Origin of the sequence: Bacillus sp. RC252 (assembly GCF_044909215.1) — a bacterium.
GTDB lineage: Bacteria > Bacillota > Bacilli > Bacillales > Bacillaceae_G > Bacillus_A > Bacillus_A mycoides.
On the sequence record NZ_JBIYDV010000004.1, the window covers coordinates 1 to 25,310 of the forward strand.

22 protein-coding genes are annotated in these 25,310 nt (G+C 33.3%); 18 read left to right on the top strand and 4 right to left on the bottom strand.

Features of this window, described 5'->3' with window-relative positions:
• Positions 1 to 581, bottom strand: a 581-nt coding sequence (locus ABH960_RS06890; RefSeq protein ID WP_404443843.1) for a collagen-like protein, incomplete at its 3' end; no start/stop codon positions are given.
• Between the two features lie 117 nt (positions 582 to 698).
• The gene (locus tag ABH960_RS06895; RefSeq protein WP_002128613.1) at positions 699 to 1,661 is read right to left on the bottom strand and encodes a tyrosine-type recombinase/integrase; all 963 of its coding nucleotides are present in this window, start codon (positions 1,659 to 1,661) and stop codon (positions 699 to 701) included.
• A 113-nt stretch (positions 1,662 to 1,774) separates the two neighbouring features.
• Here ABH960_RS06895 and spoVK point away from each other — a divergent pair, with 113 nt between their 5' ends.
• Entirely contained in the window at positions 1,775 to 2,731 is a 957-nt protein-coding gene (spoVK, locus tag ABH960_RS06900) for a stage V sporulation protein K (RefSeq protein WP_002014481.1), read from the top strand.
• 31 nt (positions 2,732 to 2,762) lie between these two features.
• Here spoVK and ABH960_RS06905 read toward each other — a convergent pair whose 3' ends face one another.
• Positions 2,763 to 2,900, bottom strand: a complete 138-nt coding sequence (locus ABH960_RS06905; RefSeq protein WP_002087943.1) for a hypothetical protein — start codon at positions 2,898 to 2,900, stop codon at positions 2,763 to 2,765.
• 99 nt (positions 2,901 to 2,999) lie between these two features.
• A complete protein-coding gene (locus tag ABH960_RS06910) occupies positions 3,000 to 3,623 on the bottom strand; it encodes a trimeric intracellular cation channel family protein (protein ID WP_002014478.1) in 624 nt (207 codons plus the stop codon).
• Positions 3,624 to 3,715: 92 nt separating this feature from the next.
• Here ABH960_RS06910 and hflX point away from each other — a divergent pair, with 92 nt between their 5' ends.
• The 17 genes from hflX (at position 3,716) to ABH960_RS06995 (ending at position 25,257) form a co-directional block, all read left to right on the top strand.
• The gene (gene hflX / locus ABH960_RS06915; protein WP_404443848.1) at positions 3,716 to 4,987 is read left to right on the top strand and encodes a GTPase HflX; all 1,272 of its coding nucleotides are present in this window, start codon (positions 3,716 to 3,718) and stop codon (positions 4,985 to 4,987) included.
• A complete protein-coding gene (locus tag ABH960_RS06920) occupies positions 4,980 to 6,251 on the top strand; it encodes a methionine gamma-lyase family protein (protein ID WP_404443851.1) in 1,272 nt (423 codons plus the stop codon). The genes hflX and ABH960_RS06920 overlap by 8 nt, the downstream gene beginning before the upstream one ends.
• Before the next feature lie 173 nt (positions 6,252 to 6,424).
• Positions 6,425 to 6,814: a transcriptional repressor GlnR gene (glnR, locus tag ABH960_RS06925; protein WP_002014475.1), complete on the top strand. Its 390-nt coding sequence runs from the start codon at positions 6,425 to 6,427 to the stop codon at positions 6,812 to 6,814.
• Positions 6,815 to 6,862: 48 nt separating this feature from the next.
• Positions 6,863 to 8,197, top strand: coding sequence for a type I glutamate--ammonia ligase (glnA, locus tag ABH960_RS06930; RefSeq protein ID WP_002014472.1), 1,335 nt, complete (start codon positions 6,863 to 6,865; stop codon positions 8,195 to 8,197).
• Positions 8,198 to 8,466: 269 nt separating this feature from the next.
• The gene (locus ABH960_RS06935; RefSeq protein ID WP_002128610.1) at positions 8,467 to 9,207 is read left to right on the top strand and encodes a YveK family protein; all 741 of its coding nucleotides are present in this window, start codon (positions 8,467 to 8,469) and stop codon (positions 9,205 to 9,207) included.
• Positions 9,156 to 9,818, top strand: coding sequence for a CpsD/CapB family tyrosine-protein kinase (locus ABH960_RS06940; RefSeq protein ID WP_404443856.1), 663 nt, complete (start codon positions 9,156 to 9,158; stop codon positions 9,816 to 9,818). Before ABH960_RS06935 ends, ABH960_RS06940 begins: the two co-directional genes overlap by 52 nt.
• A 305-nt stretch (positions 9,819 to 10,123) precedes the next feature.
• On the top strand, positions 10,124 to 11,950 hold the full coding sequence (locus ABH960_RS06945) for a polysaccharide biosynthesis protein (protein ID WP_404443859.1): 1,827 nt from the start codon (positions 10,124 to 10,126) through the stop codon (positions 11,948 to 11,950).
• A 32-nt stretch (positions 11,951 to 11,982) separates the two neighbouring features.
• Positions 11,983 to 13,140 (top strand): glycosyltransferase family 4 protein, encoded by a 1,158-nt coding sequence (locus tag ABH960_RS06950; protein WP_404443862.1) that lies wholly within the window; start codon positions 11,983 to 11,985, stop codon positions 13,138 to 13,140.
• Complete coding sequence (locus ABH960_RS06955; protein ID WP_002128605.1) at positions 13,125 to 14,234, top strand: glycosyltransferase family 1 protein; 1,110 nt, start codon at positions 13,125 to 13,127, stop codon at positions 14,232 to 14,234. Before ABH960_RS06950 ends, ABH960_RS06955 begins: the two co-directional genes overlap by 16 nt.
• A 5-nt stretch (positions 14,235 to 14,239) precedes the next feature.
• Positions 14,240 to 15,133: a glycosyltransferase family 2 protein gene (locus ABH960_RS06960; RefSeq protein WP_404443865.1), complete on the top strand. Its 894-nt coding sequence runs from the start codon at positions 14,240 to 14,242 to the stop codon at positions 15,131 to 15,133.
• Positions 15,134 to 15,168: 35 nt separating this feature from the next.
• Positions 15,169 to 16,230, top strand: coding sequence for an EpsG family protein (locus ABH960_RS06965; RefSeq protein ID WP_002014464.1), 1,062 nt, complete (start codon positions 15,169 to 15,171; stop codon positions 16,228 to 16,230).
• A 35-nt stretch (positions 16,231 to 16,265) separates the two neighbouring features.
• The gene (locus ABH960_RS06970) at positions 16,266 to 17,438 is read left to right on the top strand and encodes a glycosyltransferase family 1 protein (protein ID WP_002128602.1); all 1,173 of its coding nucleotides are present in this window, start codon (positions 16,266 to 16,268) and stop codon (positions 17,436 to 17,438) included.
• 119 nt (positions 17,439 to 17,557) lie between these two features.
• Positions 17,558 to 18,766, top strand: a complete 1,209-nt coding sequence (locus ABH960_RS06975) for a glycosyltransferase (RefSeq protein WP_404443869.1) — start codon at positions 17,558 to 17,560, stop codon at positions 18,764 to 18,766.
• A 63-nt stretch (positions 18,767 to 18,829) separates the two neighbouring features.
• Entirely contained in the window at positions 18,830 to 19,798 is a 969-nt protein-coding gene (locus tag ABH960_RS06980; protein WP_404443872.1) for a polysaccharide pyruvyl transferase family protein, read from the top strand.
• Between the two features lie 43 nt (positions 19,799 to 19,841).
• Positions 19,842 to 21,110, top strand: coding sequence for a hypothetical protein (locus ABH960_RS06985; RefSeq protein ID WP_002128600.1), 1,269 nt, complete (start codon positions 19,842 to 19,844; stop codon positions 21,108 to 21,110).
• 18 nt (positions 21,111 to 21,128) lie between these two features.
• Positions 21,129 to 22,688 carry a lipopolysaccharide biosynthesis protein gene (locus ABH960_RS06990; RefSeq protein ID WP_016120648.1) on the top strand — a complete coding sequence of 520 codons (1,560 nt, stop codon included), beginning with the start codon at positions 21,129 to 21,131 and terminating at the stop codon, positions 22,686 to 22,688.
• 334 nt (positions 22,689 to 23,022) lie between these two features.
• On the top strand, positions 23,023 to 25,257 hold the full coding sequence (locus tag ABH960_RS06995) for a right-handed parallel beta-helix repeat-containing protein (protein ID WP_404444315.1): 2,235 nt from the start codon (positions 23,023 to 23,025) through the stop codon (positions 25,255 to 25,257).
• Positions 25,258 to 25,310 lie beyond the last annotated feature (53 nt).

The window sequence follows — 25,310 nt, forward strand, 5'->3', positions numbered from 1 at the left end:
CCAGTAGCACCTGTGTTACCTTGAACGCCTTGAGGTCCGGTAGCACCCGTGTTACCTCTAGGACCAGTGGAACCAGTAGCGCCCGTGTTACCTTGAGGTCCAGTAGGTCCTCTGCCGAACGAAGCTGAATTAACTAGAGTAGTTTGTAACTCTGCAATTAATTTAAGGAGTTCTTGGAGTGTACAAGGATCAATTCGGAATAACTTTGTAATGTAAAGTAAATAATTAATTAAAATTTGAAGTTCAACAAATACAGCACTTGCTACGAAGGTTGGATTTTTTAATATAGTTATTAAGTTTTTAATGATGGCTAATCCTTGTGCTTTCAGAGCGGAAGTAGTGTCTAGTGAACAGATGAATTTGCTTAGTAGGTGCAATGTATCTATTAGATCTTCTATGTTTTTGGAAGATGGATTGGCGAAAAGTTTAGGGATTATTTTTATTAAATCGTTAATGATTGCGCGGAATGTTCTAATTTGCGCTTTAGTAATTGGAATCGTTGGGGTAGTTGGAATTCGTCCAGCGCTAGTTGGAAAGCATGGATTGGAGTATTTATTTTGATTGTCATTAAAGCGAGACATTAAATCTCTCCTTTCTAATAAGAATGTGAACGAAACTCATCATAGTAGATGCAGAGAGTAGTTAAATGGTCATAGTGAAATGGGTTCTTTCGAGAAAAAAATAAAAAAAACGCCTTATTATAGGGCGTTTTTTTTATTTTCAGCATACTGATAATACCGTTTTAGTGAAATTTTTGATTTGAAGCCAACTAATTTTATGATCTCTGGCTCTGGGGTTTGTTTTTTTATTAGGCGTAAAATAAATGTGTTCCGGAAATGTTGTCCAGAAATGCCTTTACGTAAATTCGCTCTTGCTACTTCAAGTCGGATCATTTTTTGAATAGCGATTTCTGTTAGTGCTTTTGGTGCGTCGTTTTCATATACCCATCTGTATGTTCCGCGGTTAAAATCGAATGCAACAAACAACGGGTCATTACTATGGTATTTAGGGCGAACTGGTTCTGGAATACTTTTATAATATGTGTACAGTTGTTTTTTGTCTTCGATTGCTAATGTGATTGTTCTTTCTACTCCTGCGGTTGCTGGAATAGAAAGTGTATTAGTTTCAAAATGAACGTGATGCATAGTTAATGCTGTAAGCTCTTGTAAGGATAGTCCGTAGTCGATTAATATACTTAAAATGGCGATATTACGATCCATTAATAATGGACGAACGGGACGTTGTTTTTCTGAAAGTCCTTCTAATGAAGTGACTATATGCTTTAATCTTTTTTCTTCATCGGATGAAATGAAATCTTCATTACGCAATGCACGGTTTGGTTGAATAGTAATTTCCATATCATTCAATGGATTTGGAATGTTAAGAAAATGATGCATTCTATTTAATACAATAAATACACGATGCATTGTTTTCTCAGAGTAGTGTCGATTCTTTTTTAAGTCTGAAAAGTAATCTTCATAGTCTTTTGTACAAAGTGTTGCCCATATATTACTGGAAGGGAGCTTTTTGTTTTTTTCTAACCAATGTCCAAAATCTTCAATGTCATAAACATAACGTTTAATGGTTGAAGACTTTCGGCCTTTATTCAATAAAAAAATAGAAAAGGCTTGTATTGTATCATGGAATTCCGTTGTTTCCATAGTCCCACCACCTTGATTATTTCTTATATTATAGCAAACTTTTCTGAAAATAGGCATTTGCAAGAGGGACTGGAATAATAATATTTGGTGAGTGGATAAAATGAGGTGATTGTATGGAACAATCGATGCGTAAGAAAAATAACAATCAAATTAATATTGTATTAAACCATCGAAAGAAAATTTCGTTACCGGCATCAGAAAATAAAACGGTAATTTCAAGTGAAACCACTACTAAACATGAGATGTTGCAGAGAATTGAAGAAGAGATGGGAAAGCTTGTTGGGATGGATGAAATAAAAAAGATAATAAAAGAAATTTATGCTTGGATTTATGTAAATAAAAAAAGACAAGAGATGGGGTTGAAATCTGAGAAGCAAGTGCTTCACATGTTATTTAGGGGGAATCCCGGTACTGGGAAGACAACCGTTGCTAGAATGATAGGGAAATTGTTGTTTGAGATGAATATTTTATCGAAGGGGCATTTAGTTGAAGCAGAACGTGCTGATCTTGTGGGGGAGTATATCGGTCATACAGCGCAAAAGACGAGAGATTTAATAAAAAAGGCCATGGGAGGTATTTTGTTTATTGATGAGGCGTATTCTTTAGCGCGGGGGGGAGAGAAGGATTTTGGGAAGGAAGCTATTGATACACTTGTGAAGCATATGGAAGATAAGCAGCACGGTTTTGTATTAATTTTAGCTGGATATTCAAGAGAGATGAATCATTTTCTTTCATTAAATCCAGGGTTACAATCTCGTTTTCCATTTATTATTGAATTTGCGGATTACTCGGTAAATCAGCTGTTGGAAATTGGAAAGAGAATGTATGAGGAGCGTGAATATCAGTTATCTAAAGAAGCGGAGTGGAAATTTCGAGATCATTTACATGCGGTAAAGTATTCGTCGCAAATTACATCGTTTAGTAATGGGCGATACGTACGGAATATTGTTGAAAAATCGATTCGTACACAAGCTATGCGATTGTTACAAGAGGATACGTATGATAAATATGATTTAATTGGGATATCAAGTATGGATTTAATGCTTGAAGAGGAGACGCACAGTACGTAAACTGTGCGTCTGTTTTTATGCATAAGTTCGTTTACTCTTTTTTTGCTTTTTCTTGGTGAGTTTTATGAAGACGTTCCATTTTAGCGCTCTTTTCGTGCGCTGAATTTGGATCATGTCCAAATTGGTTTACTGAGCTTTTTTGAGCTCCTTTATTAACATGGTTTGTCATTTGCATTCACCTCGCTTTAAAAATTAGTATAAACATTATGTAAAGAAAAACTCGTTAGAAAAGAAAAACCTCTTTACGATATGTAAAGAGGTTAGATTGCTATTTATGCATTGAGCGCTCCTTTGTATCGATGCGTCTATGCGGTAAATGCCATTTGTAATGAATAGAAACCATGCGAAAGCAAACAATTAAAATGAATAAGGTGTATAGAGCCCAATCGCTAACGATGACTTTAGCGCCAATCAAAAAACCGGCTAAAATCGTCCAAAACGCATATACATCAGCTCGAAGGACGAGAGGTTTTCTACGTGCTAAAAGATCACGAATAATACCGCCGCCAATGCCAGTTAAAACAGCAGCTACAATTGTAGCGCTAATTGGTAAATTTAATTTTTGGGCGTATAGAGCTCCTTGTACGGCGAACGCTGATAAGCCGATGGCATCTGTGATGTTTTCCCACTTTTTCCAATGCTTAATTAATTTATTAGGAAAAAGAAAAATAATCGTCATTGATAATAGTGCGATTTGGAATAACATGTCTTGTTGCCAAAACGCGACGATTGGATAACCGATTAATAAATTACGAAGGGCACCTCCCCCAAATGCGGTTGCCATTCCTAAAATATATACCCCGAAAATATCATAATCCTCTTCCATTGCAACAATGGCTCCGCTTAGTGCGAAAGCGATTGTGCCTATGATGCTAAAAATCTCCCATGCCATGAATTTTCTCCCCCGCTAACTAGATGAAATGTGCTTCCTCTGCTATTATATTAGAAGGTTTAAATTTCGAAAAGGATGAGTGAACATATTTGATGGAAGAAAAAGAAAAAATCATATTAGTTGGCTGTCAATTGCCACAAGATGATGATGAAAAATTTATGCATTCCATGAAAGAGCTTGCATCGCTAGCGAAAACTGCGCGAGCGGAAGTGTTAGTATCAACGACGCAAAAGCGCCCGAAGTTTCATCCGGCGACTTATATAGGAAAAGGTAAACTAGAAGAGCTTGCAGCGTTGACGGAAGAATTAGAACCAGCTGTTATTGTTTTTAATAATGAGTTAACACCAAGTCAAATTCGGAATTTATCTTCAGTATTAGATGCGAGAGTGATTGACCGAACGCAGTTAATACTAGATATTTTTGCGCAACGTGCGAAATCGAGAGAGGGTAAGCTTCAAGTAGAATTAGCTCAATTGCAATATACAATGCCGCGCCTTATGGGACAAGGTCTTGCTTTATCGCGTCTTGGTGGTGGAATTGGTACAAGGGGACCAGGAGAGACGAAGCTTGAGACAGATCGTCGTCATATTCGATCTCGTATTGATGAAATAAAGAGACAACTTGCGGTTGTTGTGGAGCATCGAAAGAGATATCGTGAGAGAAGAAAAGATAATAAAGTGTTTCAAGTTGCGTTAATTGGGTATACAAATGCAGGGAAATCTACGTTGTTTAATAGATTAACGGAAGCTGATACGTTTGAAGAAAACTTATTGTTTGCAACGCTAGATCCGACGACAAGAAAGATGCCGTTACCTTCTGGTTATACAGTGCTTTTGACTGATACGGTTGGTTTTATACAAGATTTACCTACGTCACTAATTGCTGCTTTTCGATCTACGTTAGAAGAAGCTGGGGAAGCAGATGTTATTTTACATGTTGTTGATTCTGCAGATCCTAATTATGTAGGGCATGAGCAGACAGTAAAACAATTATTGTCGGACCTTGAAATTAATCGTATTCCTATTATTACGTTATATAATAAAAAAGATAAATTGCATCAAAACTTCATTCCATTTCCGAAAAGTGATTTCTTAATGACTAGTGCTTTTGAAGAAAGTGATTTATTGCGTATAAAAGAAGCGCTAGAAACGAAGATGAAGGAAGAAATGGATGATTATAAAGTGGAAATCCCTCCGAGTGAAGGTAGGTTATTAACGCTTTTAAAGACAGAAACAATATTAACTAAAATGGAGTTTCTAGAAGATAAATTTGTATATGATTGTACAGGGTATATATTTGCTCATTCATCGCTTAAGGGGCAATTAAAGAGATTTTTAGTGGAAGAAGGAGAAAATAATGTTTGATCGTTTGAAAAATGGAGAAAAAATTGCTCCAATCGTAAAAGAAGTAGAAAGTCAAATTATAGAAGTACATAAATATGTGGATGAAGTGATTGAGAGTAACCAATTTCGTGTATTAGAAAGTTTTCGTAAACACAAAATTAGCGATTCGCATTTTATTCCGACGACAGGTTATGGTTATGATGATATTGGTCGTGACACGTTAGAAAAAGTGTATGCTGATGTATTTGGGGCAGAAGCGGGTCTTGTTCGTCCGCAAATTATTTCAGGTACTCACGCAATTTCGACAGCTCTATTCGGTATTTTACGTCCAGGAGATGAACTGCTATACATAACAGGAAAACCATATGATACGTTAGAAGAAATCGTTGGTGTACGCGGAAAAGGTGTAGGCTCATTTAAAGAATATAATATTGGTTATAACGCAGTTCCGTTAACTGAAGAGGGATTTGTGGACTTTGAATATGTTGCAGCTGCGATCCATAGTAATACGAAGATGATTGGTATTCAGCGTTCAAAAGGATATGCTACTCGTCCGTCGTTTACTGTTTCACAAATTAAAGAGATGATTGCGTTTGTGAAAGAGATTAAACCTGATGTTGTTGTATTTGTAGATAACTGCTATGGCGAATTTATTGAAGAAGAAGAGCCATGTCATGTTGGTGCGGACTTAATGGCAGGTTCTCTTATTAAGAATCCTGGCGGTGGAATTGTTAAAACTGGTGGTTACATTGTTGGTAAAGAGCAGTATGTTGAAGCGTGTGCATATCGTCTAACATCTCCAGGAATCGGTGCGGAAGCAGGGGCATCTTTATACAGTTTGCAAGAAATGTATCAAGGTTTCTTCTTAGCGCCGCATGTAGCGGGACAAGCGCTAAAAGGTGCGATTTTTACAGCTGCATTTTTAGAAAAGTTAGGGATGAATACATCACCAGCTTGGAATGCACCAAGAACAGATTTAATTCAGTCTGTTCAATTTGATGATAAAGATCGTATGATTGCGTTCTGTCAAGCGATTCAATATGCATCTCCAATTAATTCTCATTTCACTCCATATGCAAACTATATGCCGGGTTATGAAGATGATGTAATTATGGCTGCGGGGACGTTTATTCAAGGTGCAAGTATTGAGCTGTCGGCTGATGGTCCGATTCGTCCGCCTTATGTTGCTTACGTGCAAGGTGGATTAACTTATTCGCATGTAAAGATTGCGATTTGTTCTGCGATTGATGCGTTAATTGAAAAAAAACTATTAACAATTTCTTAAAGGAAAGCTGTCGATTTCGGCAGCTTTTTTCGTGTGAAAGTAATGATTTGTGCCATTAGAAAAAAATGAAAAAATTCACAAAAAAATCATGTAAGAAAAGCTAACATCTATTGACACTAAACATAACATGGTATAAAATGAGAAACAGTTAAGGCGAAGGAGGAACTGAAACAATGAAAGAAGATAGACGTTCTGCTCCGCTGTTTCCAATTGGTATTGTAATGGATTTAACACAATTATCTGCACGTCAAATTCGCTACTATGAAGAGCATAATCTTATTTTTCCAACCCGTACAAAAGGGAATCGTAGATTATTTTCATTTAACGATGTAGATAAATTGTTGGAAATTAAAGATTTGTTAGATCAAGGCTTAAATATGGCCGGAATTAAACAAGTATTGCAAATGAAAGAAAATCAAACAGAAGCAGTGAAAGTAAAAGAAGAAACGAAAGAAATTTCAAAATCCGAGCTTCGCAAAATTCTTCGAGATGAACTACAACATACAGGTAGATTTAATCGGACCTCATTGCGACAAGGTGACATTTCAAGGTTTTTTCACTAAAGATAACTGATTCTGAAGGTGTTTAGAGGGACTAAGGAGGAATTTATAATGGCTAGGTACACAAAAGAAGATATTTTCCGTTTGGCGAAAGAAGAGAATGTAAAGTATATCCGTCTGCAATTTACGGACCTTTTAGGGGTAATTAAAAACGTAGAAATTCCAGTGAGCCAATTAACAAAAGCTCTTGATAACAAAATGATGTTTGATGGATCTTCTATTGAAGGTTTCGTACGTATTGAAGAATCTGATATGTATTTATATCCGGATTTAGATACTTGGGTAATTTTCCCTTGGACAGCTGAAAAAGGTAAAGTAGCTCGTTTAATCTGTGATATTTACAATGCTGATGGTACTCCATTTGATGGCGACCCACGTAACAACTTAAAACGTGTGTTAAAAGAAATGGAAGCATTAGGATTCTCAGATTTCAATCTTGGACCAGAGCCAGAATTCTTCCTATTTAAAGTTGATGAAAAAGGAAATCCAACACTGGAATTGAACGATAACGGTGGATACTTCGACCTTGCGCCGATGGATCTAGGGGAAAACTGTCGTCGTGATATCGTTCTTGAACTTGAAGAAATGGGCTTTGAAATTGAAGCATCTCACCATGAGGTTGCGCCAGGTCAACATGAAATTGACTTTAAATATGCAAATGCAATTCGCTCATGTGATGACATTCAAACATTCAAGCTTGTTGTAAGAACGATTGCTCGTAAACATGGTTTACACGCAACATTTATGCCGAAACCATTATACGGTGTGAACGGTTCAGGTATGCACTGTAACTTATCACTATTTAAAAATGGTGAGAACGTATTCTTCGATCAAAACGGTGATTTACAATTAAGTGATGATGCTCGTCACTTCATCGCAGGTATTTTAAAACATGCGCCAGCATTTACAGCGGTAGCAAACCCAACTGTAAACTCTTACAAGCGTTTAGTACCTGGATATGAAGCTCCATGTTACGTAGCATGGTCTGCACAAAACCGTAGTCCATTAGTGCGTATTCCTGCATCTCGTGGTATTAGTACACGCGTAGAAGTACGTAGTGTTGACCCAGCTGCGAACCCGTATTTAGTAATGGCTACATTATTAGCAGCAGGTCTTGATGGAATTAAAAATAAATTAACTCCACCAGCTGCAGTAGACCGTAACATCTACGTAATGACAAAAGAAGAGCGTGAAGAAGCAGGTATCGTTGACTTACCAGCAACATTAGCGCAAGCGTTAGTTACTTTACAATCTAATGAAATCGTATGTGGCGCATTAGGTGATCATTTACTTGAGCACTTCATTGAAGCAAAAGAAATTGAGTGGGATATTTTCCGCACGCAAGTTCACCAATGGGAACGCGACCAATATATGTCTCTATATTAAGAGAGAAAAAAGCCCTAATACTACGGTATTAGGGCTTTTTCGTCATTTATCTACAGTGAAAAAACACGAATATTGTCGCATTTTTTTTAGTGTCATCAGGAAGTAATTTAGTGAAAATAATTTGTGTTGACTCGTTCTGTATAAAGAACTAAAATGGCATTAACTAGAAATGTTTGTATATTAAAAAGAATGAAAATATTGTTTTTTTCTTAAGTTTTCGATGTCAATTTCAAGTTGAAGCTCATTGGTTTTAAATGAGGAGGGAAGTTATGGATAAGGAAATAAATTTGAAAAATCTATTTACTATTATACGGAAAAGAATTTGGATCATTCTATTATTTACAACTCTCACAACAGTAGCAGGAGCGATGTATACTATATATGTAAAAACACCATTATATGCCTCTTCAGCAAGAGTTATTGTTCAAGCTAATGCTGAAACGATGAATACATTGAAAGCGATGGTAAATGAGCCTGTAATATTAGAAAAAGTGGCTGCTGAATTGAATATTAACAGATCTGCAGGTGCATTAAGTGGACAAATAAGTACAGAAAGTGTGCAAGGGTCCCAGATTATGAGAATAAATGTAGTGGATATAGATCCTGTGCTTGCTCATAAAATTGCAAATACTACAGCCGTTGTTTATAAGAAAGAAGTAGCGAATATACTGAATTTTAATAATGTGAGTATATTACCAGAAGACCCAGTTCAAAAAAATTCTATGCCTATAAATATAAATCACTTTAAGACGATACTAATTGCATTCTCTATAGGTATGGTGCTCAGTATTGGATTCATTTTTTTATTGGATTCACTTGATGAGAGAATCAAATCGGAACGGCGAATTGAACAATTGTTAGATGTCCCTGTTTTGGGCGGAATATCTAAAATGAATAGAAAAAATGTGAAAGACAAATTCAGTAAAAAAAATACGGTATTATTGGGGGAGGGAACGGAGTGGCTTACAAAAATAGACGAAAAACAAATAAAGTTAAAGGAGAAAGTATAATTGTACATACCGCTCCAAGATCGAAAATTTCGGAGCAGTATCGTTCGCTTCGAACAAACCTTCAATTATCTTCATCTATTCATAAAAGCAGAACTATAGTTATTACTTCTCCGAGGTATGGTGAAGGAAAATCAACGATTACAGTTAATTTAGCAGTCTCAATAGCACAAAAAGGTGAAAAAGTATTGGTAATAGATGCAAATTTACGAACACCAACGATTCATGAAATGTTTGGAGTAGAAAATACAATTGGATTAATTGATATATTGAACGGAAAAACAACTTTAGAGGGCGCCGTGAAAAAAACAGAGATGGAAAGTCTGGATGTATTAACTAGCGGACCGGTACCAGTCAATCCATCCGAAGTACTTAGTTCGAGTGCAATGGATATGTTAGTTCAAAAGGCAATGGAACGATATGATATTATATTATTTGATTCTTCTCCTGTACTAGAAGTAACAGATACAAGTGTATTGGCTGATAAGTGTGAAGGTGTATTATTGGTGATACGTTATAATCATACTGTGAATGAAGATGCGCTTGAAACGAAAAGGGCGTTAAGTTTTACGAAAAGTAGGATATTAGGTGCGATTTTGAATGGAAAAGTATAAATAACATAAATGGACTTTTAAAAAAATAATTTAATATCCCAATATTAAGATGTTTTTTATAAAGAATTTTTTAAAGAGCTACGATGTGGTGATGTCTCCTTACCGCTATCAACGGAGGCACTCGATTATGCTGTGGGTTGTGAAAACAACCTTAGATGCGAGTCATCAAGAGTGTAATGTGAGGCCGGGTTAGATGCCCATGTTTTATTAAAGTTTCTAACTATGTGCTTTTAATAAAGAGAATATAGTTAGAAACTTTAAATTTGAAAGAGTTAAGTATGGAATTGATTAAAGGAGGAAGTTACATGACGTATCGGCGGAGGATATCGTTATTGCTTTTAATGGATTCAATGATTGTGTTAAGTGCTATTTTCTTTAGTTATTTCTTTGTAAATGCTAGCTTTAGTGTTATCACTTTATCATCAATTATTAGCTCTATCACTCTATTAGTCAGTCATCATTTATTTGCTTTAATATATAAGTTGTATAATAAAGCTTGGGAATATGCAAGTATAGGAGAATTACTCATTATATGCAAAGTTGTTACATTTTCTATAATTGCTACAGCAGTTGTGCAGCAACTAATCATGCAAAAAATGTATTTTCGGCTGTTAGTTGTAACTTGGATGATTCATATTTTATTAATTGGTGGTTCACGTTTTATATGGAGAATGTACAGAGATATTTATTATGTAAAAAAGGGTGATAGAAAAAGAACGTTAATTGTTGGTGCGGGATCTGCTGGGACAATGGTTGCAAGGCAGTTGTTAAAGAATAGTGCTGCCGAATTAATGCCAGTCGCATTTATTGATGATAATGTAAAAAAACATAACCTTGATATTTGGGGTATTCCAGTAATTGGTGGTAAGAATCAAATTGAGTACGCTGTTAAAAAACTGAATATTGAAATAATAATTTTGGCAATTCCTTCATTAAACAAAAGAGAGCAAAATGTTATTTTGAAAAGATGTTTAAAAACAGAAGTGAAAACTCAAATTCTTCCGATGTTAGAAGACTTAGTAACGGGTAAAGTATCGGTGAACGAATTCAGGGATGTTCAAGTAGAGGATTTATTAGGGCGTGATCCTGTAGAACTTGATGTGGATATTATTTCAGATTATATAACTGACAAGGTTATTTTAGTTACTGGTGCAGGAGGTTCGATTGGTTCGGAAATTTGTAGACAAATTGCAAAATTCAGGCCGAAAAGGTTGATTTTACTAGGGCATGGGGAGAACAGTATTTATTCTATAGAAATGGAATTAAACAGAAAATATGGAGATATGAAAGGCACGTTTATTCCTGAAATCGCAGATATACAAGATGAAAAAAAGATGAATTCAATAATGAATAAACATCTTCCAAATGTTGTATATCATGCAGCTGCACATAAACATGTACCACTAATGGAGAATAATCCTGAAGAGGCTGTTAAAAATAATTTGATTGGAACTATGAATGTATCAGAGGCAGCGAGAGCACATGGAGTAGGAACGTTTGTTATGATTTCCTCTGATAAAGCTGTGAACCCGAAGAGTGTTATGGGAGCAACAAAGAAATTAGCTGAGATGGTAATTCAACATAAAGATAAAATAAGTCATACAAAGTTTGTTACTGTACGCTTTGGGAATGTCTTAGGAAGTAGAGGGAGTGTTATACCTTTATTTAAGAAGCAAATTCAAAATGGTGGACCAGTTACAGTTACTCATCCTGATATGGTTCGGTATTTTATGACAATCCCGGAAGCATCAAGACTCGTAGTGCAAGCTGGTGCTTTAGCTAAAGGTGGAGAGATTTTTGTATTGGACATGGGAGAACCAGTGAAAATAGTCGACCTTGCCAAAAATCTTATTCGATTATCAGGAAATTCTGTGGATGAAATAGGAATAGAATTTACTGGTATACGCCCAGGGGAGAAACTTTTTGAAGAATTACTAAAAGAAGATGAAATGAATGAAAAGCAAATTCATCCGAGGATTTACGTAGGACAAGAAATGAATGTTCGTATAGAAGAAATTGAAGAGTTTATTTCAAGTTATACAGATTTAAACGAAGTAGAATTAAGAAAACGATTGTTAAAGTTAGTAAATCAGCGTAAAACTTTAAAACTGTTAATACCTGTATCAGGTTAATAGAAAAAATTTATATAAGACGGGTGCGTGGGATGGTGTCTAAAAAAGTTCTGTTTTGTGCAACTGTAGATTATCATTTTAAGGCTTTTCATTTACCGTATTTGAAATGGTTTTCAGAACAAGGATGGGAAGTACATGTTGCAGCGAATGGGAATATACATCTTCCGTACGTAACTCGAAAATATAATATTCCTATTCAAAGGTCACCTCTTAGTATACAAAACCTCCACGCATATAAAAAACTAAAATCAATTATTGATCAAAATAAATATCATATCATTCATTGTCATACGCCTATGGGAGGAGTAATTGCTCGTTTAGCTGCTCAGAAAGCCAGGCGGCAAGGAACGAAAGTCGTATATACAGCACATGGATTTCATTTTTGTAAAGGAGCACCATTCATAAATTGGCTTCTATATTATCCAATTGAAAGAAGTTTAGCAACTAATACGGATTGTCTTATAACAATTAATCAAGAAGATTACAATTTAGCAGTTAAACATCGTTTTCAAGCGAAAGATATTAAATTCGTTCATGGTGTAGGGGTAGATATAAAGCGATTTGCCCCTGTAACTGAAACTGAAAAGCAAGAATTAAAACTACAATTTGGCTATAATCCACAAGATTTTTTAATGTTTTCTGCTGCTGAATTTAATAAGAATAAAAATCAAAGCTTTTTAATCCATGTATTAGCACAATTGAAAAATGAAATGCCACATGCGAAGCTTTTGCTTGCTGGCGAAGGACCGTTAATGGAAGAGTGCAAAAAAATAGCTACTCAACTAGGAGTGACTAACATGGTTCATTTGCTCGGTTACAGAAATGATATAGCTTCCTTACTACAGATGTGTGATCTTGCGGTTGCATCTAGTTACAGGGAAGGTTTGCCAGTTAATATTATGGAAGCCATGGCTTGTGGACTTCCGGTTGTAGCTACTGATAACCGGGGACATAGGGAATTGATTATTAACAATAAAAATGGTTGGATTGTAGATCGTGATGATATAAAAGCAATGGCTGACAGGATAAAGGGTATTTCTATAAATCCTAAAGTATTAGCTCAGATGGGGCAGTATGGATGTACTATTATTAAAAATCAATATTCAGTAAATGAAGTGTTAAAAGAGAAAAAAGAAATTTATACAACATTTATGGGGGAAATGGAGGATTTAAATTGGGCACTCCATTAAGAGTATTACATGTAGTCGTAAATATGAATAGAGGCGGAGCGGAAACTTTAATTATGAATTTATATCGCAATATAGATCGTTCCAAAGTTCAATTTGATTTTTTAACATGTAAAGAAGGAGTGTTTGATGAAGAAATAGTAAAGTTGGGCGGAAAAGTTCATAGAATTCCATATGTTACGGATGTTGGTCATAGAGGCTATATAAAGGCATTAAATACCTTCTTTAGCTCTCATCCGCAATATAAAATCGTTCATTCACATATGGATAAAATGAGTGGATTGGTACTTCGTTCAGCTAAAAAAGCAAGGGTGCCAGTTAGGATTGCACATAGTCACAATACTAGTAGTGAAGGTGGTGCTACTGCAAAAATCTATAAATGGTATGCAGGAAAATCTATAGGTACATGTGCAACGCATTTGTTAGCATGCTCAAATGCAGCTGCGAGATGGTTATTTGCAGATAAAGCTGATACAGCTAGAATCTTAAAAAATGGAATTGATTGTGATAGATTTTTGTTCATTCCAGAAATGAGAAAACATGTAAGAGAAGAATTACAGCTTGAGCAAGACGCTCTTGTTATTGGCCATGTTGGAAGATTTGCTCATCAAAAAAATCATGCTTACCTTATAGAAGTATTTGCGCAGTTAACTCGATTTAGGCCGAATTCAATTCTTTTATTAGCTGGCGAAGGGCCACTTCGTATGGAAATTGAAAATCAAGTGAGGGAATTAAATTTGGAGAAGCATATAAGGTTTCTTGGGATACGAGCTGATATAGAAAGGATACTTCAAGCATTTGATGTATTTGTTTTTCCATCCATACATGAGGGATTGCCACTTACTCTCATAGAGGCGCAAGGAGTTGGTTTGCCTTGTATTATATCGGATGCTATTACGAAAGAAGTGGATTTGGGAATGAATCTAGTTGAACATGTTCCTCTAGCAGATAAAATGGCTTGGATAGAAAAAATGAAAAATATAGAAATTAGTAATTTTCCGAGGGAAATACCAGCTCAAGTATTTTTGGAGAAAGGCTACGATATAAAACATACGGCAGAATTAACTCACGACTATTATTCCGTACTTTCGAGGTGAGTAATTTGGAGAATTTAACGATTTTCACCCCTACTTATAATAGAGCATATTGTCTTACAAATTGTTATGAGAGTTTAAAACGTCAAACATGTAAGAATTTTATTTGGTTAATAATAGATGATGGATCTAGTGATAACACAAAAGAATTGGTGGATAGCTGGATTGCTGAAAAATATATAAAAATTATGTATCATTGGCAACAAAATCAAGGGATGCATGGTGCTCACAATACAGCATACGAAATGATTGATACGGAGTTAAATATTTGTATTGATTCTGATGATTATATGCCAGACGATGCTGTAGAAAAAATCCTTTCTTTTTGGAGTAGATATGGGAATGATGAAGTTAGTGGGATAATTGGATTGGATTTGTATACAAATGGGCAATTAATTGGTTCAAAGTTACCAGAAAACCTTAAATATTCCACGTTGTTTAATCTTTACAACAAACATGGTGTCACAGGTGATAAAAAATTGGTCTATCGCACAGAATTGACTAAGAAATATCCATACCCAATTTTTAAAAATGAAAAATATGTTGGGTTAGCATATAAATATTATATGTTAGATCAGCAGTATGAGATGTTACTGATGAACGAACCTCTTTGCTATGTTGAATACATGCCTGACGGTTCATCAATGAATATGCTAAATCAATATCGTAAAAATCCAAGAGGTTTTGCTTTTTATCGTAAGGAACTTATGAAATTACCATTTACTAATCGAGTATTCAAGTATAGGCAAGCTGTACATTATGTATCTAGTAGTTTTATAGCGAAAAATAAAAGATTTATGCAAGAGTCGCCATGCAAAGGTCTTACGATTTGCGCATTGCCATTTGGAGTTATTCTTTATAGTTACATTACAATGAAAACAAGAATGGAAGTAAATATATAGGGATTTACTTAGTAAGTAAATGAGAGGACATAATAATGACTATACTTTGGATGAATCTTTTTATCGTATTCATACTCGCATTTTTTGCAAGGTATTTTGCTATACCTGTAACTAATAATTTTACATTGATAAAGCCAAATAGATTATTGGTTTTAATGGCGGCTCTATCACTTGTATTGGTAGCGGGACTTCGGAATAATATTGGGGATACTTATTTTTATATGCATGCATATAAAATAACGGAGTTTAATTGGGAGTATGTTCAAACTAACAAAGACATGGGCTTTAATATTTTTCAAATGGTTTTGAAAAAATATGCGGATGATCCTCAAGTAATGGTTTTTACTACAGCATTGATAACAAATGTACTCATTGTAGCAACACTATATAAATATTCAAGACTAATTGAATTGAGTTTATATGTTTATATTACGTCGGGTATGTATTTAACATCAATGAATGGGATTAGGCAATATTTAGCCGCTGCAATTATTTTTGCTGCCACAAAATATATTTTTGAAGGAAAATGGAAAAAATATATGGCAATTGTATTATGCGCATCAACATTTCATGCAAGTGCATTAGTTCTTATGCCAATCTACTTTTTTGTAAGAAAAAAAGCCTGGTCAGGAACGACATATTTGCTTCTTTTTTTAGCAGTATGTGTAGTTATAGGTTTTAATCAGTTTTCGGAAGTTTTATTTTCGGCAATTGGAAATACTCAATATGGTCAATATAAGGAATTTCATGAAGGTGGTGCCAATATACTTAGGGTTGCTGTGAGTATAGTGCCAATTATACTGGCTTACCTTGGGAAAGATAAAATGAGGGCGTTATTCCCTGAAAGTGATTATATTGTAAATATGTCTATATTAGGTCTTGTTTTTATGATTATTTCAACACAAAATTGGATATTTGCTAGATTCTCCATATATTTTGGATTGTATCAGTTAATATTAATTTCTTGGGTTGTGAAGTCATTTACAGATAAAGATCAAAAGTTGATTTATTATGCAGTTCTAGTGTGCTATTTTATTTATTTTGTATATGAACATGTAATTACTCTGGGAATTATCTATAAGAGTAACCTACTTTGATAATAAAGTGCAAGATGCTGGGAGAGGATTGTTAAATGGGGATAGATTCTAAGCTTAGACCTAAAAATAAAAAGAAGGTTTTACACATTGTCAGCGCTCTGAATCGCGGGGGAGCTGAAACGTTACTAATGAATATATATAGGAAAATAGATAAGAGGCAGCTTCAGTTTGATTTTGTATCTCATCGAAATGAGAAAAATGATTATGAAGATGAAATAATGGCGTTAGGTGGAAGAATATATAAGGTACCTAGTTTAGGACAAATAGGACCTTTTTCCTATGTTAAAGAACTTGTGAAAATTATGTCGGATAATCAATATGAAGTTGTACATGCACATACGGATTATCAAGGTGGTTTCGTTGCTGTAGCGGCAAAAATAGCCGGTATAAAAAAGAGGATTTGTCATTCGCATAGTAATAATTGGCCACAAGACTCTGGAATAAAAGCAAGAGTTATCCTAAAGGTTTTGCAATCTATTATTAAATATGCTGGAACTAATTATTGTGCGTGCAGCGTTGAAGCAGCACGTTTTTTATTTGGCGAAAGGATGCTTCATAGTGAGAGGATAGAACTAATTAAAAACGGTATAGATATTAATCAATTTACTGATATAGACGCTGGGAGTAGTGTCAGCGTAAGAAGGGAACTTAATATACCGAATGCAACAAAATTAATAGGACATATAGGAAGTTTTTCAGAGTCAAAGAATCATATTTTTATCCTAAAAGTTTTAAAGCAAATTTTAAAACGAGATTCAAATTTTGTTGCTATTTTAGTAGGAGATGGCCCGTTAAGGATTTCTATTGAATTAAAAGCAAAGCAATTAGGGATTTTTGAAAATATTAGATTTTTGGGGGTTAGGAAGGATATTCCACGACTCATGAAGAGTTTTGATGTTTTTATTTTTCCTTCTTTGTTTGAGGGGTTTGGTATTGTAACTTTAGAAGCGCAATCTGCAGGTGTACCATGTGTTGTAGCAGATACGCTACCTAATAATACTGATATGGGGTTAGGGATAATGTCATTTGTTGACTTAGATGAAGAAATTGAAATATGGTGTAAAGAAATTTATAAAGCCTTGTTAAAAGAAAGACCTGACAGGGAATTCATAATTAACAATATATCGAAATTAGGCTTTGATATTAACGATAACATTTACGAGTGGCTATCGTTATATGGAATTGTGCGCAAGGAAGAAATAGGATAATCTAATTTATTTTCATTTTATATGTCTGATGTATAAGGAGATTTGTTGAGCGTAACAGCAAAATACAAATATAAAATGAGGAAGAGAAATCAATAATAGATTTTGTGAGGTATCCTATAATGAAAAAGAAAAGAATATTAATTACATCTTTTGATATGGAAATTGGTGGAGTAGAAAGAAGTTTGATTGGTTTATTAAATACAATTGATTACAGTAAGTATGATATAGATTTAATGTTATTTAAACATGAAGGTGGATTTTTCTCTTTACTACCTAAAGAGCCGAATTTATTAGAGGAATTGCAACAATATACTACTTTTAGAAAATCAATTAAGCAGATATTACAAGAAGGGCATTACTCAATTGGGATTACTAGGATAGTAGGGAGAATTATGGGCGTTATGCATGGGCGATATGTAAATAGTAAAGAACCTGGATACTTCGTCATTCAATATGGATGGAGAATATCTCTTCCATTTCTTCCAAAGTTGAGAGAAGAGTACGATGTTGCGATAAGTTTTTTATGGCCGCATTATTTTATAGGGGATAAAGTTCGAGCGAAAAGAAAAATTGGGTGGATTCATACTGATTATTCGAACATACAACTTAACAAAGAAATGGAATGTAAAATGTGGAGGAAAATGGATGATATTGTGGCGGTTTCCGAAAGTTGTAGAGATACATTCCTGAATAGTCTGCCTTATATTAATAAAAAGGTGCAAGTGATAGAAAATATAATAGATTCTGAATTTGTTCGCGAACAATCTAATGAAGGAGATATTACTCAGGAAATACCAATAAATAGAGAGCGAATCAAGTTAGTTACTGTTGCTAGACTTTCTCATGCTAAGGGAATTGATGACGCTATATATGCGCTTAGAAAACTATTAGATCAAGGGTATGATATCGAGTGGTACATAGTTGGATATGGGCCTCAAGAAGCGGAACTTAAATTGTTGATAGATAAATTAGGACTTCAAGATGAATTTGTTTTACTAGGTAAGAAGATTAATCCGTACCCGTACATAAAAGCATGTGATATTTATGTACAACCTTCTAGATACGAAGGGAAGGCAGTAACAGTTCGGGAAGCGCAAATTCTTAAGAAACCAGTATTAATAACTAATTTTTCAACTGCCAAAAGTCAGCTGGAGAACGGGGTAGATGGATATATTTGTCCAATGGGTATAAAGGGAATTGTCGAAGGAATAAAAAAAATGATTGATGATGTTGAATTCAGAAGTGAAATTGTTAATAATGTAAGCCAAAAAAATTATGGTAATGAAATAGAAGTGGAAAAGATATATAGGTTAATTGAATTAGAATAGATTAAGTTATAAAACTAAAAAATCTTTTACTATTTATAAAAGATACTTGGGGGAATTATTTTTATGGAGAATGTTTTAGTATTAGATACATCGGTAGGTTCTCTTAACAAGGGTGACGATATAATAATGAAGTGTGTAAAGCATCATCTTTCTGATATAACTAAAAATGCATATGTTTTAACATTACCTACTCATGTTTCACCTTTTCATTGGTACCAAGTAGCGAGAAAATCAAATAGGGTAAAGATTTATAGTGATGCGAAATATAAGTTTGTAGGTGGTTCGAATTTGCTAGCAATGGATATGTTTACGCACTTTCCGCAGTGGAATATTAATATATTTAATTATGGTCCTTTAAAGGGGAGTGTTCTGGTTGGAGTTGGTGCAGGAAAAGGGAATAAAATAAATCCCTATACAAAAATGTTATATAGAAAAGTTTTATCACATGAATATATACATAGCGTTAGAGATGAAAGAACAAAAAAAATTTTAGAAGAAATGGGCTTTAAAGCTCTAAATACTGGTTGTGCAACTTTGTGGTCTTTTACGCATGATTTTTGTAGGGGAATTCCAAGTGGAAAATCGGAATCGGTTGTTTTTACACTAACCCATCATTCTAAAAATCGTGAAAAAGATCAATTATTGATAGATACACTTAACAAAAGTTATGAAAATGTCTATTTTTGGATACAAGACGCTGATGATTTTGAATATTTAAAAACTTTAGAGGGTATACAGGACATAAAAATTATACCTCCTACTATAGAGGCGTATGAAAAAATCCTAAATACAGCCGTCGATTATATTGGAACACGTTTACATGGCGGCATATTTGCTATGCGTCATAAAAAACGTGCAATAATTATCTCCATAGATGAAAGAGCTAAGGGGATGGGCGAAACGTATAATTTAAATCTGATTGATAGGGAAGATTTAAATAATCTTGAAAAAATGATAAATTCAGAGTTTATCACGGATGTTCAAGTGAATTTTGATGTAGTAAATCAATGGTTAAAACAGTTCTCTAATTAATAAATGTACTTTGATAAAAATGGCGATTTATTAGGAGGCTCAAATGAATAGTATAATTCTCGATAAAATTGTCGTAAGAAATAATAGAGTTGATTATTCTTTTAGTATTAAGGGGGATTTACAAAAGTATTTTAAGACAAGTAATCATATGTTTCTTGAATATAACTATGATGTATCTGATATCCCTTTAAGTATTTTGGCTATTCCGTTTGTTGCAAATGTAGTTCCTCTTGTATGGATTACTAATTCAACAATAGTAATAAATGAACTAGATAAATCTTTTTATATTTGTTTAAATAATATAAAAAATGCATATCAAAACATGTTTCCTGGTGTGAAATTTAAAGGATCCGTGGATGTAGGAGAAATTATTGATAATGTTTACATTCCGGAATTTGAAGCGGCATCTTTATTTAGTGGGGGATTAGATGCACTTACTACATTTATAAGAATAAAAGATAAAAACCCCTTGCTAGTTACTGAATATGGATGGCATGAAAATGAAATAGAGGGTAGTAAAGTATGGGAGGCAGATAAAGAAAATGCCATAAATTTTGTAAAGGATAATGGACTAGAAAATATTTTTATACAATCCAACTATGGGACCTTTATAATTGCAGGGAACATTGACCATGATTTTAGAGAAAAGTTAAACGATACATGGTGGCATGGATTGCATCATGGTCTAGCGATAATATCTGCAGCTATTCCAATAGCTTTTAAACTTAAGATAAAATGTATATACATTGCAAGCTCTAATTCTCCATTATATCAAGTTACTTGTGCATCTGATCCAACTGTGGATAATGAAATAAAATATGCATCTGGAACAGTATTTCATGATGGATACGAACTTACTAGGCAAGAAAAGATTAAAGTTGTTGTGGACCATTATTCAGCTAGTAAAGAACCTGTTAATATCAGGGTATGTTTTAAAAATGAAGAAAATTGTTGTAAATGTGAAAAATGTTTAAGAACAATTATGGGAATTATTGCTGAAGGGAGAGATCCTCGTGAATATGGTTTTAATATTCCAAGTAATCTTTATCAGTACGTTAAAACTTCTTTAAATAGTGAGGTGAAGTTTTTTACTAATACATTCATTGAAATGTATTGGAATTTAATCCAAGTGCGAATGAAACAAAATTGTGATTGTATTACAGATAAAAATTTACTAAATTGGTTTCTAGATTATGATTTCAAGGCGCAACGAAGAAAAGCGTTATTAAAATACAGGATAACAAAGTTTTTCCCTATTTTAAAGAGGAAGATTAGTGCCAAATTTAGTAGAGTGGGCACGCAAAACAACTAAAATATAGAAGGTATTACGATGAGAATACAAAATTCCTTAAAAAATATTTTATTCGGTTTGTCTGGACAAATAATTAGTATTGGCATGGGATTTGTTGTTCGAACTGTTTTTATTTATACACTCGGTATAGAATATTTAGGTGTGGATGGGCTTTTTACAAGTATACTATTGATGTTTTCCCTAGCTAATTTAGGCTTTGATACAGCTATAATTTATAGTTTATATAGGCCATTAGCTGAGAAGGATATCTATAAAATACAGGCATTAATGAATTTATATCAAAAAGCATACAGATTAATAGGAGTAGTAGTCTTATTATTAGGGTTATCTCTATTACCATTTCTTGATTATTTAGTGAATGCAGATACTATGATTAAAGACATTAACATTATCTATCTTTTATTTTTAATAAGTTCGGTGTCATCATATTATTTTGTATATAAGCAATCTATTATTATTGCTGATCAAAGTAACTATATCATTTCTAAAATACACACTTTGTTCATAATTATATCTAACGCATTACAAATTGTTTTATTAATAATTATTAGTGATTACATTGTAGTACTGATAGTTCAATTAACATTGAAAGTAATTGAGAATGTATATATTGCAAATAAGGCAAATAAATTATATCCATTTTTAAAAGAAAAAAATAATGCGAAATTATCTAAGGCAGACAGACGAGAGTTTTTTGAGAATTTGTATTCCTTGTTACTATATAAAATTAGTGGTGTAGTAATTAATGCAACAGATAATATAATTATATCGAAATTCATTGGAATTATTTGGGTTGGTGTGTATTCAAATTATTTGTTGATCTTAAATACATTAAATACCTTATTAGGCTATTTGTTTTATTCTATCACTGCTAGTGTTGGAAATTTGAATGTGAAAGAAAATGCAGAAAAAAAATATTTTATTTTTCGTGTAATTAACTTTTTTAATTTTTGGATATATGGATTTTGTACAGTTTGCCTTTGGAATTTGATAAATCCATTTATAACACTCTGGTTAGGTGAGGAATATGTGTTTAATAAGTATGTATTATTTTTCATATTACTTAATTTTTTCACTTCAGGAATGCAAAATACAACTACAATTTTTAGAGAAACCACAGGTTTATTTAAAAAAGGGAAGTATAGACCTATCATAGCGGCAATTATAAATATTGTAGTTTCTATAATTCTCGCGAAACAAATAGGAATAGCAGGAGTGCTTTTAGGGACTGTTATTAGTAGATTATGTACTTACTTTTGGTATGATCCTTATATTATATTTAAAATGATTTTTAAAAAATCTGTAAAAGTATATTTTATTAGATATATTTTGTTTGTAGTGCTTGTATTATTTTCTGTTATAGCAACGGATTTTATTGGTTATATTTTTCACATAAATATATTTATGGACATGGTAATACGTAGTATTTTGTGCCTGATTATTCCGAATTTGATCTTTTGGATGGTATTTAAAGAGGCGGAAGAGTATAGATATTTCCTTAATTTAACCCGAATATTAATAAAAAAAATAAAGTCGAAAATATTAACTCGGAAAGTTTCGAATGATAATTATCCATAAATTATTATTTTATTTTTTCCATATCACAGTAAAGAATGCTTTATTTACGGAAGAGATTTTAGGTTGTTCTGAAAATAATAGTAGGGGAGTTATGTATAAAGAGCATAGTGTCTTTTTAATAAAATTGTAAGTTTAAATAGTATAAATAAAAGGGTATTGAAATAAAAACAGCTAGTAAGAATAGATCTATTTAGGAAGGAGAAAGGAATTGTGAAAAGACTTTCTAAATAATGGATCTCTAAAAAAAATAAAAAGTGATGTTACTTCTCTTATATCCAATCAATTTACCTTATGAAACATAAGATGTAGAAAAGCAAAAAAGAGGTGTGAATTGATGTGGAGAAGAAGGGATAATCTTGGGAATTTGAATGATTTAGATTTGGTGTCCAAGCCTCCTTTTCATAATGACATTTTAACTTATGATAGTACGCAATTAAAATGGATTCCAAAATCATTTGAAGCTACAAATTCTACAAGTATATATGTATTAGAATTAGATAGATGGGATGTTAAGAATGATGGGACTGATGCTATCAATACTTCCAAAGGTATTAATAATGCTTTAGTTTGGGCGGCTCAACAAGGTTATACGGAAGTTGTGTTACCTAGAGGAATATATTTGATTGATAAACAAACACCCATCGAACCACCAAGTCATTTAACTTTGAATCTAAACGGTTCAACATTAAAAATGGAAACAAATAATTTGACTGGATATGCAATTATAAGTTTTCGTAGAAATCAAGTATATTCTAGGATAACAAATGGTATTATCCAAGGAGATAGATATACACATGATTATTCTAGTGGGGGAACACATGAGGCAGGGTACGGCATTGAATTGGGGAGTTTTACTCCACCTGCTGATGGGGGGAACAATACACGGTTTGTATCTTTAGATAATCTAGATATTTTAGATTGTACAGGAGATGCCATTACACTGAACAGTACTTTTGGGCAGATTTCACCTTTTCCTACAGCATTAGCAAGTTCATTTGAACAGGGAGCAATTAATACAACAGATGGTTCATTAGTAAGTAGTACAACAAAGATACGTTCCAATTTGCAAATTGATATGACCCAAGTGGCTATTGTAAAGTATGGTTACTTTGGATTATATGGAAATGGATTTGGAGCATTGGGTTCTGAAATAAAATGCGATTATTATGATGTCATTTTTTACACTTCAAATAATATATTTTTATCTTCAAAAACCAATGTACAATTCTTTGATGAAGTAGAAGTCCCTAATGGAGCAAGTTATGCTAAAATTGTTTTGCATCAAGGGAATGTTCCTGCTCCTGCAAATTGTTTAATAAATGTTCGGGTGCCTTCTTTTTCACAATATACTTATATAGAAAAATGTAATTTACATGATTGCCGTAGACAAGGGATTAGTGTATGTGGGGCAAAGAATGTATATATTCGAGATAATGATATTCATCACATCGCAGGTACCAATCCACAAAGTGGACTAGATATTGAAGATGGATATGATTTAAATCAATATATATACATTGAAAGAAATAATTTTCATGATAATAAAAATTATAATATTATTGTTGTAAATGGGAAATTTATCTATATATCGAATAATTCTATTATGAATACCATTTCAAATGCTTATGTTGGGCTATCTATTAATGGTGGTGCAGATAGGGTAATCGTAACAGGGAATAATATCCGATTAACCAAGGTCTCTTTGTTAGGAAATGTTATTTTTTCCAATAATTATGTATACGGAGCGCAAGTAAATGTTCAAGGTGTATATGTAAATCGACCTATTAATATATTAGATAATCATTTTTCTAATAGTAAAATGATTATTGATACCCCCTTTCCATATGCGGTTAAAGTTGATTCCTGTCGCTTTATAAACGATGCAGATAAACTAAATTCCTTGTCATCATTGTATCAGTGGACATTAGAGATGAAAAATGAGCCGCAAACTATCTCAAATTGTATATTTGAAGGACAAGACGTTTTGTATTTAAATTATGTACCAGTAGGAACAGTTAAATCAGGATGGATATTTGAAAATATTATATTTAATAATGTTAAAAACCCAACCTTAGTTGCAGGGACATATACAAATTGCTTTTTTAAGGACGTCACCTTTTTGGGGATAACAAGTACAGGAAGCACTTTAGAATTAAAAGATTGCAAGTTCTTTAGTATAGATAGAAATAACACGTTATTTACAGTGAATAACCTCAAAGCATTCAAGATGATGGATTGTCATATAGAAAAACCAAATGGTACGGTCTTGAATATTCAAAATGTATCTGATGAAATAGTGTTAGGGGGAAATACTATAAAAATTACAAATGATACTCTTCAGAGAGCTATTATTGTTTTGGATGCAGCGTTTACTGGTAAGCAAGTGATAATTCAAAATAATATTATAAATTCCACAAATTTGATGCAAGTTGGGATAGATAATAGAACAACGAGTATTACACCCCTAGTAGTAATTCAAAACAACGTGTTGAATAATGCGAAAATTACAATTACAGGGAGGGAATTTCTGCAAGGGAATATAGTTAATGGTGTAATAGATCCAAATTAATGCATGGTGATAATTAAATTTGAATAGTTTCAAAAAATTATGAGAAATGAAGT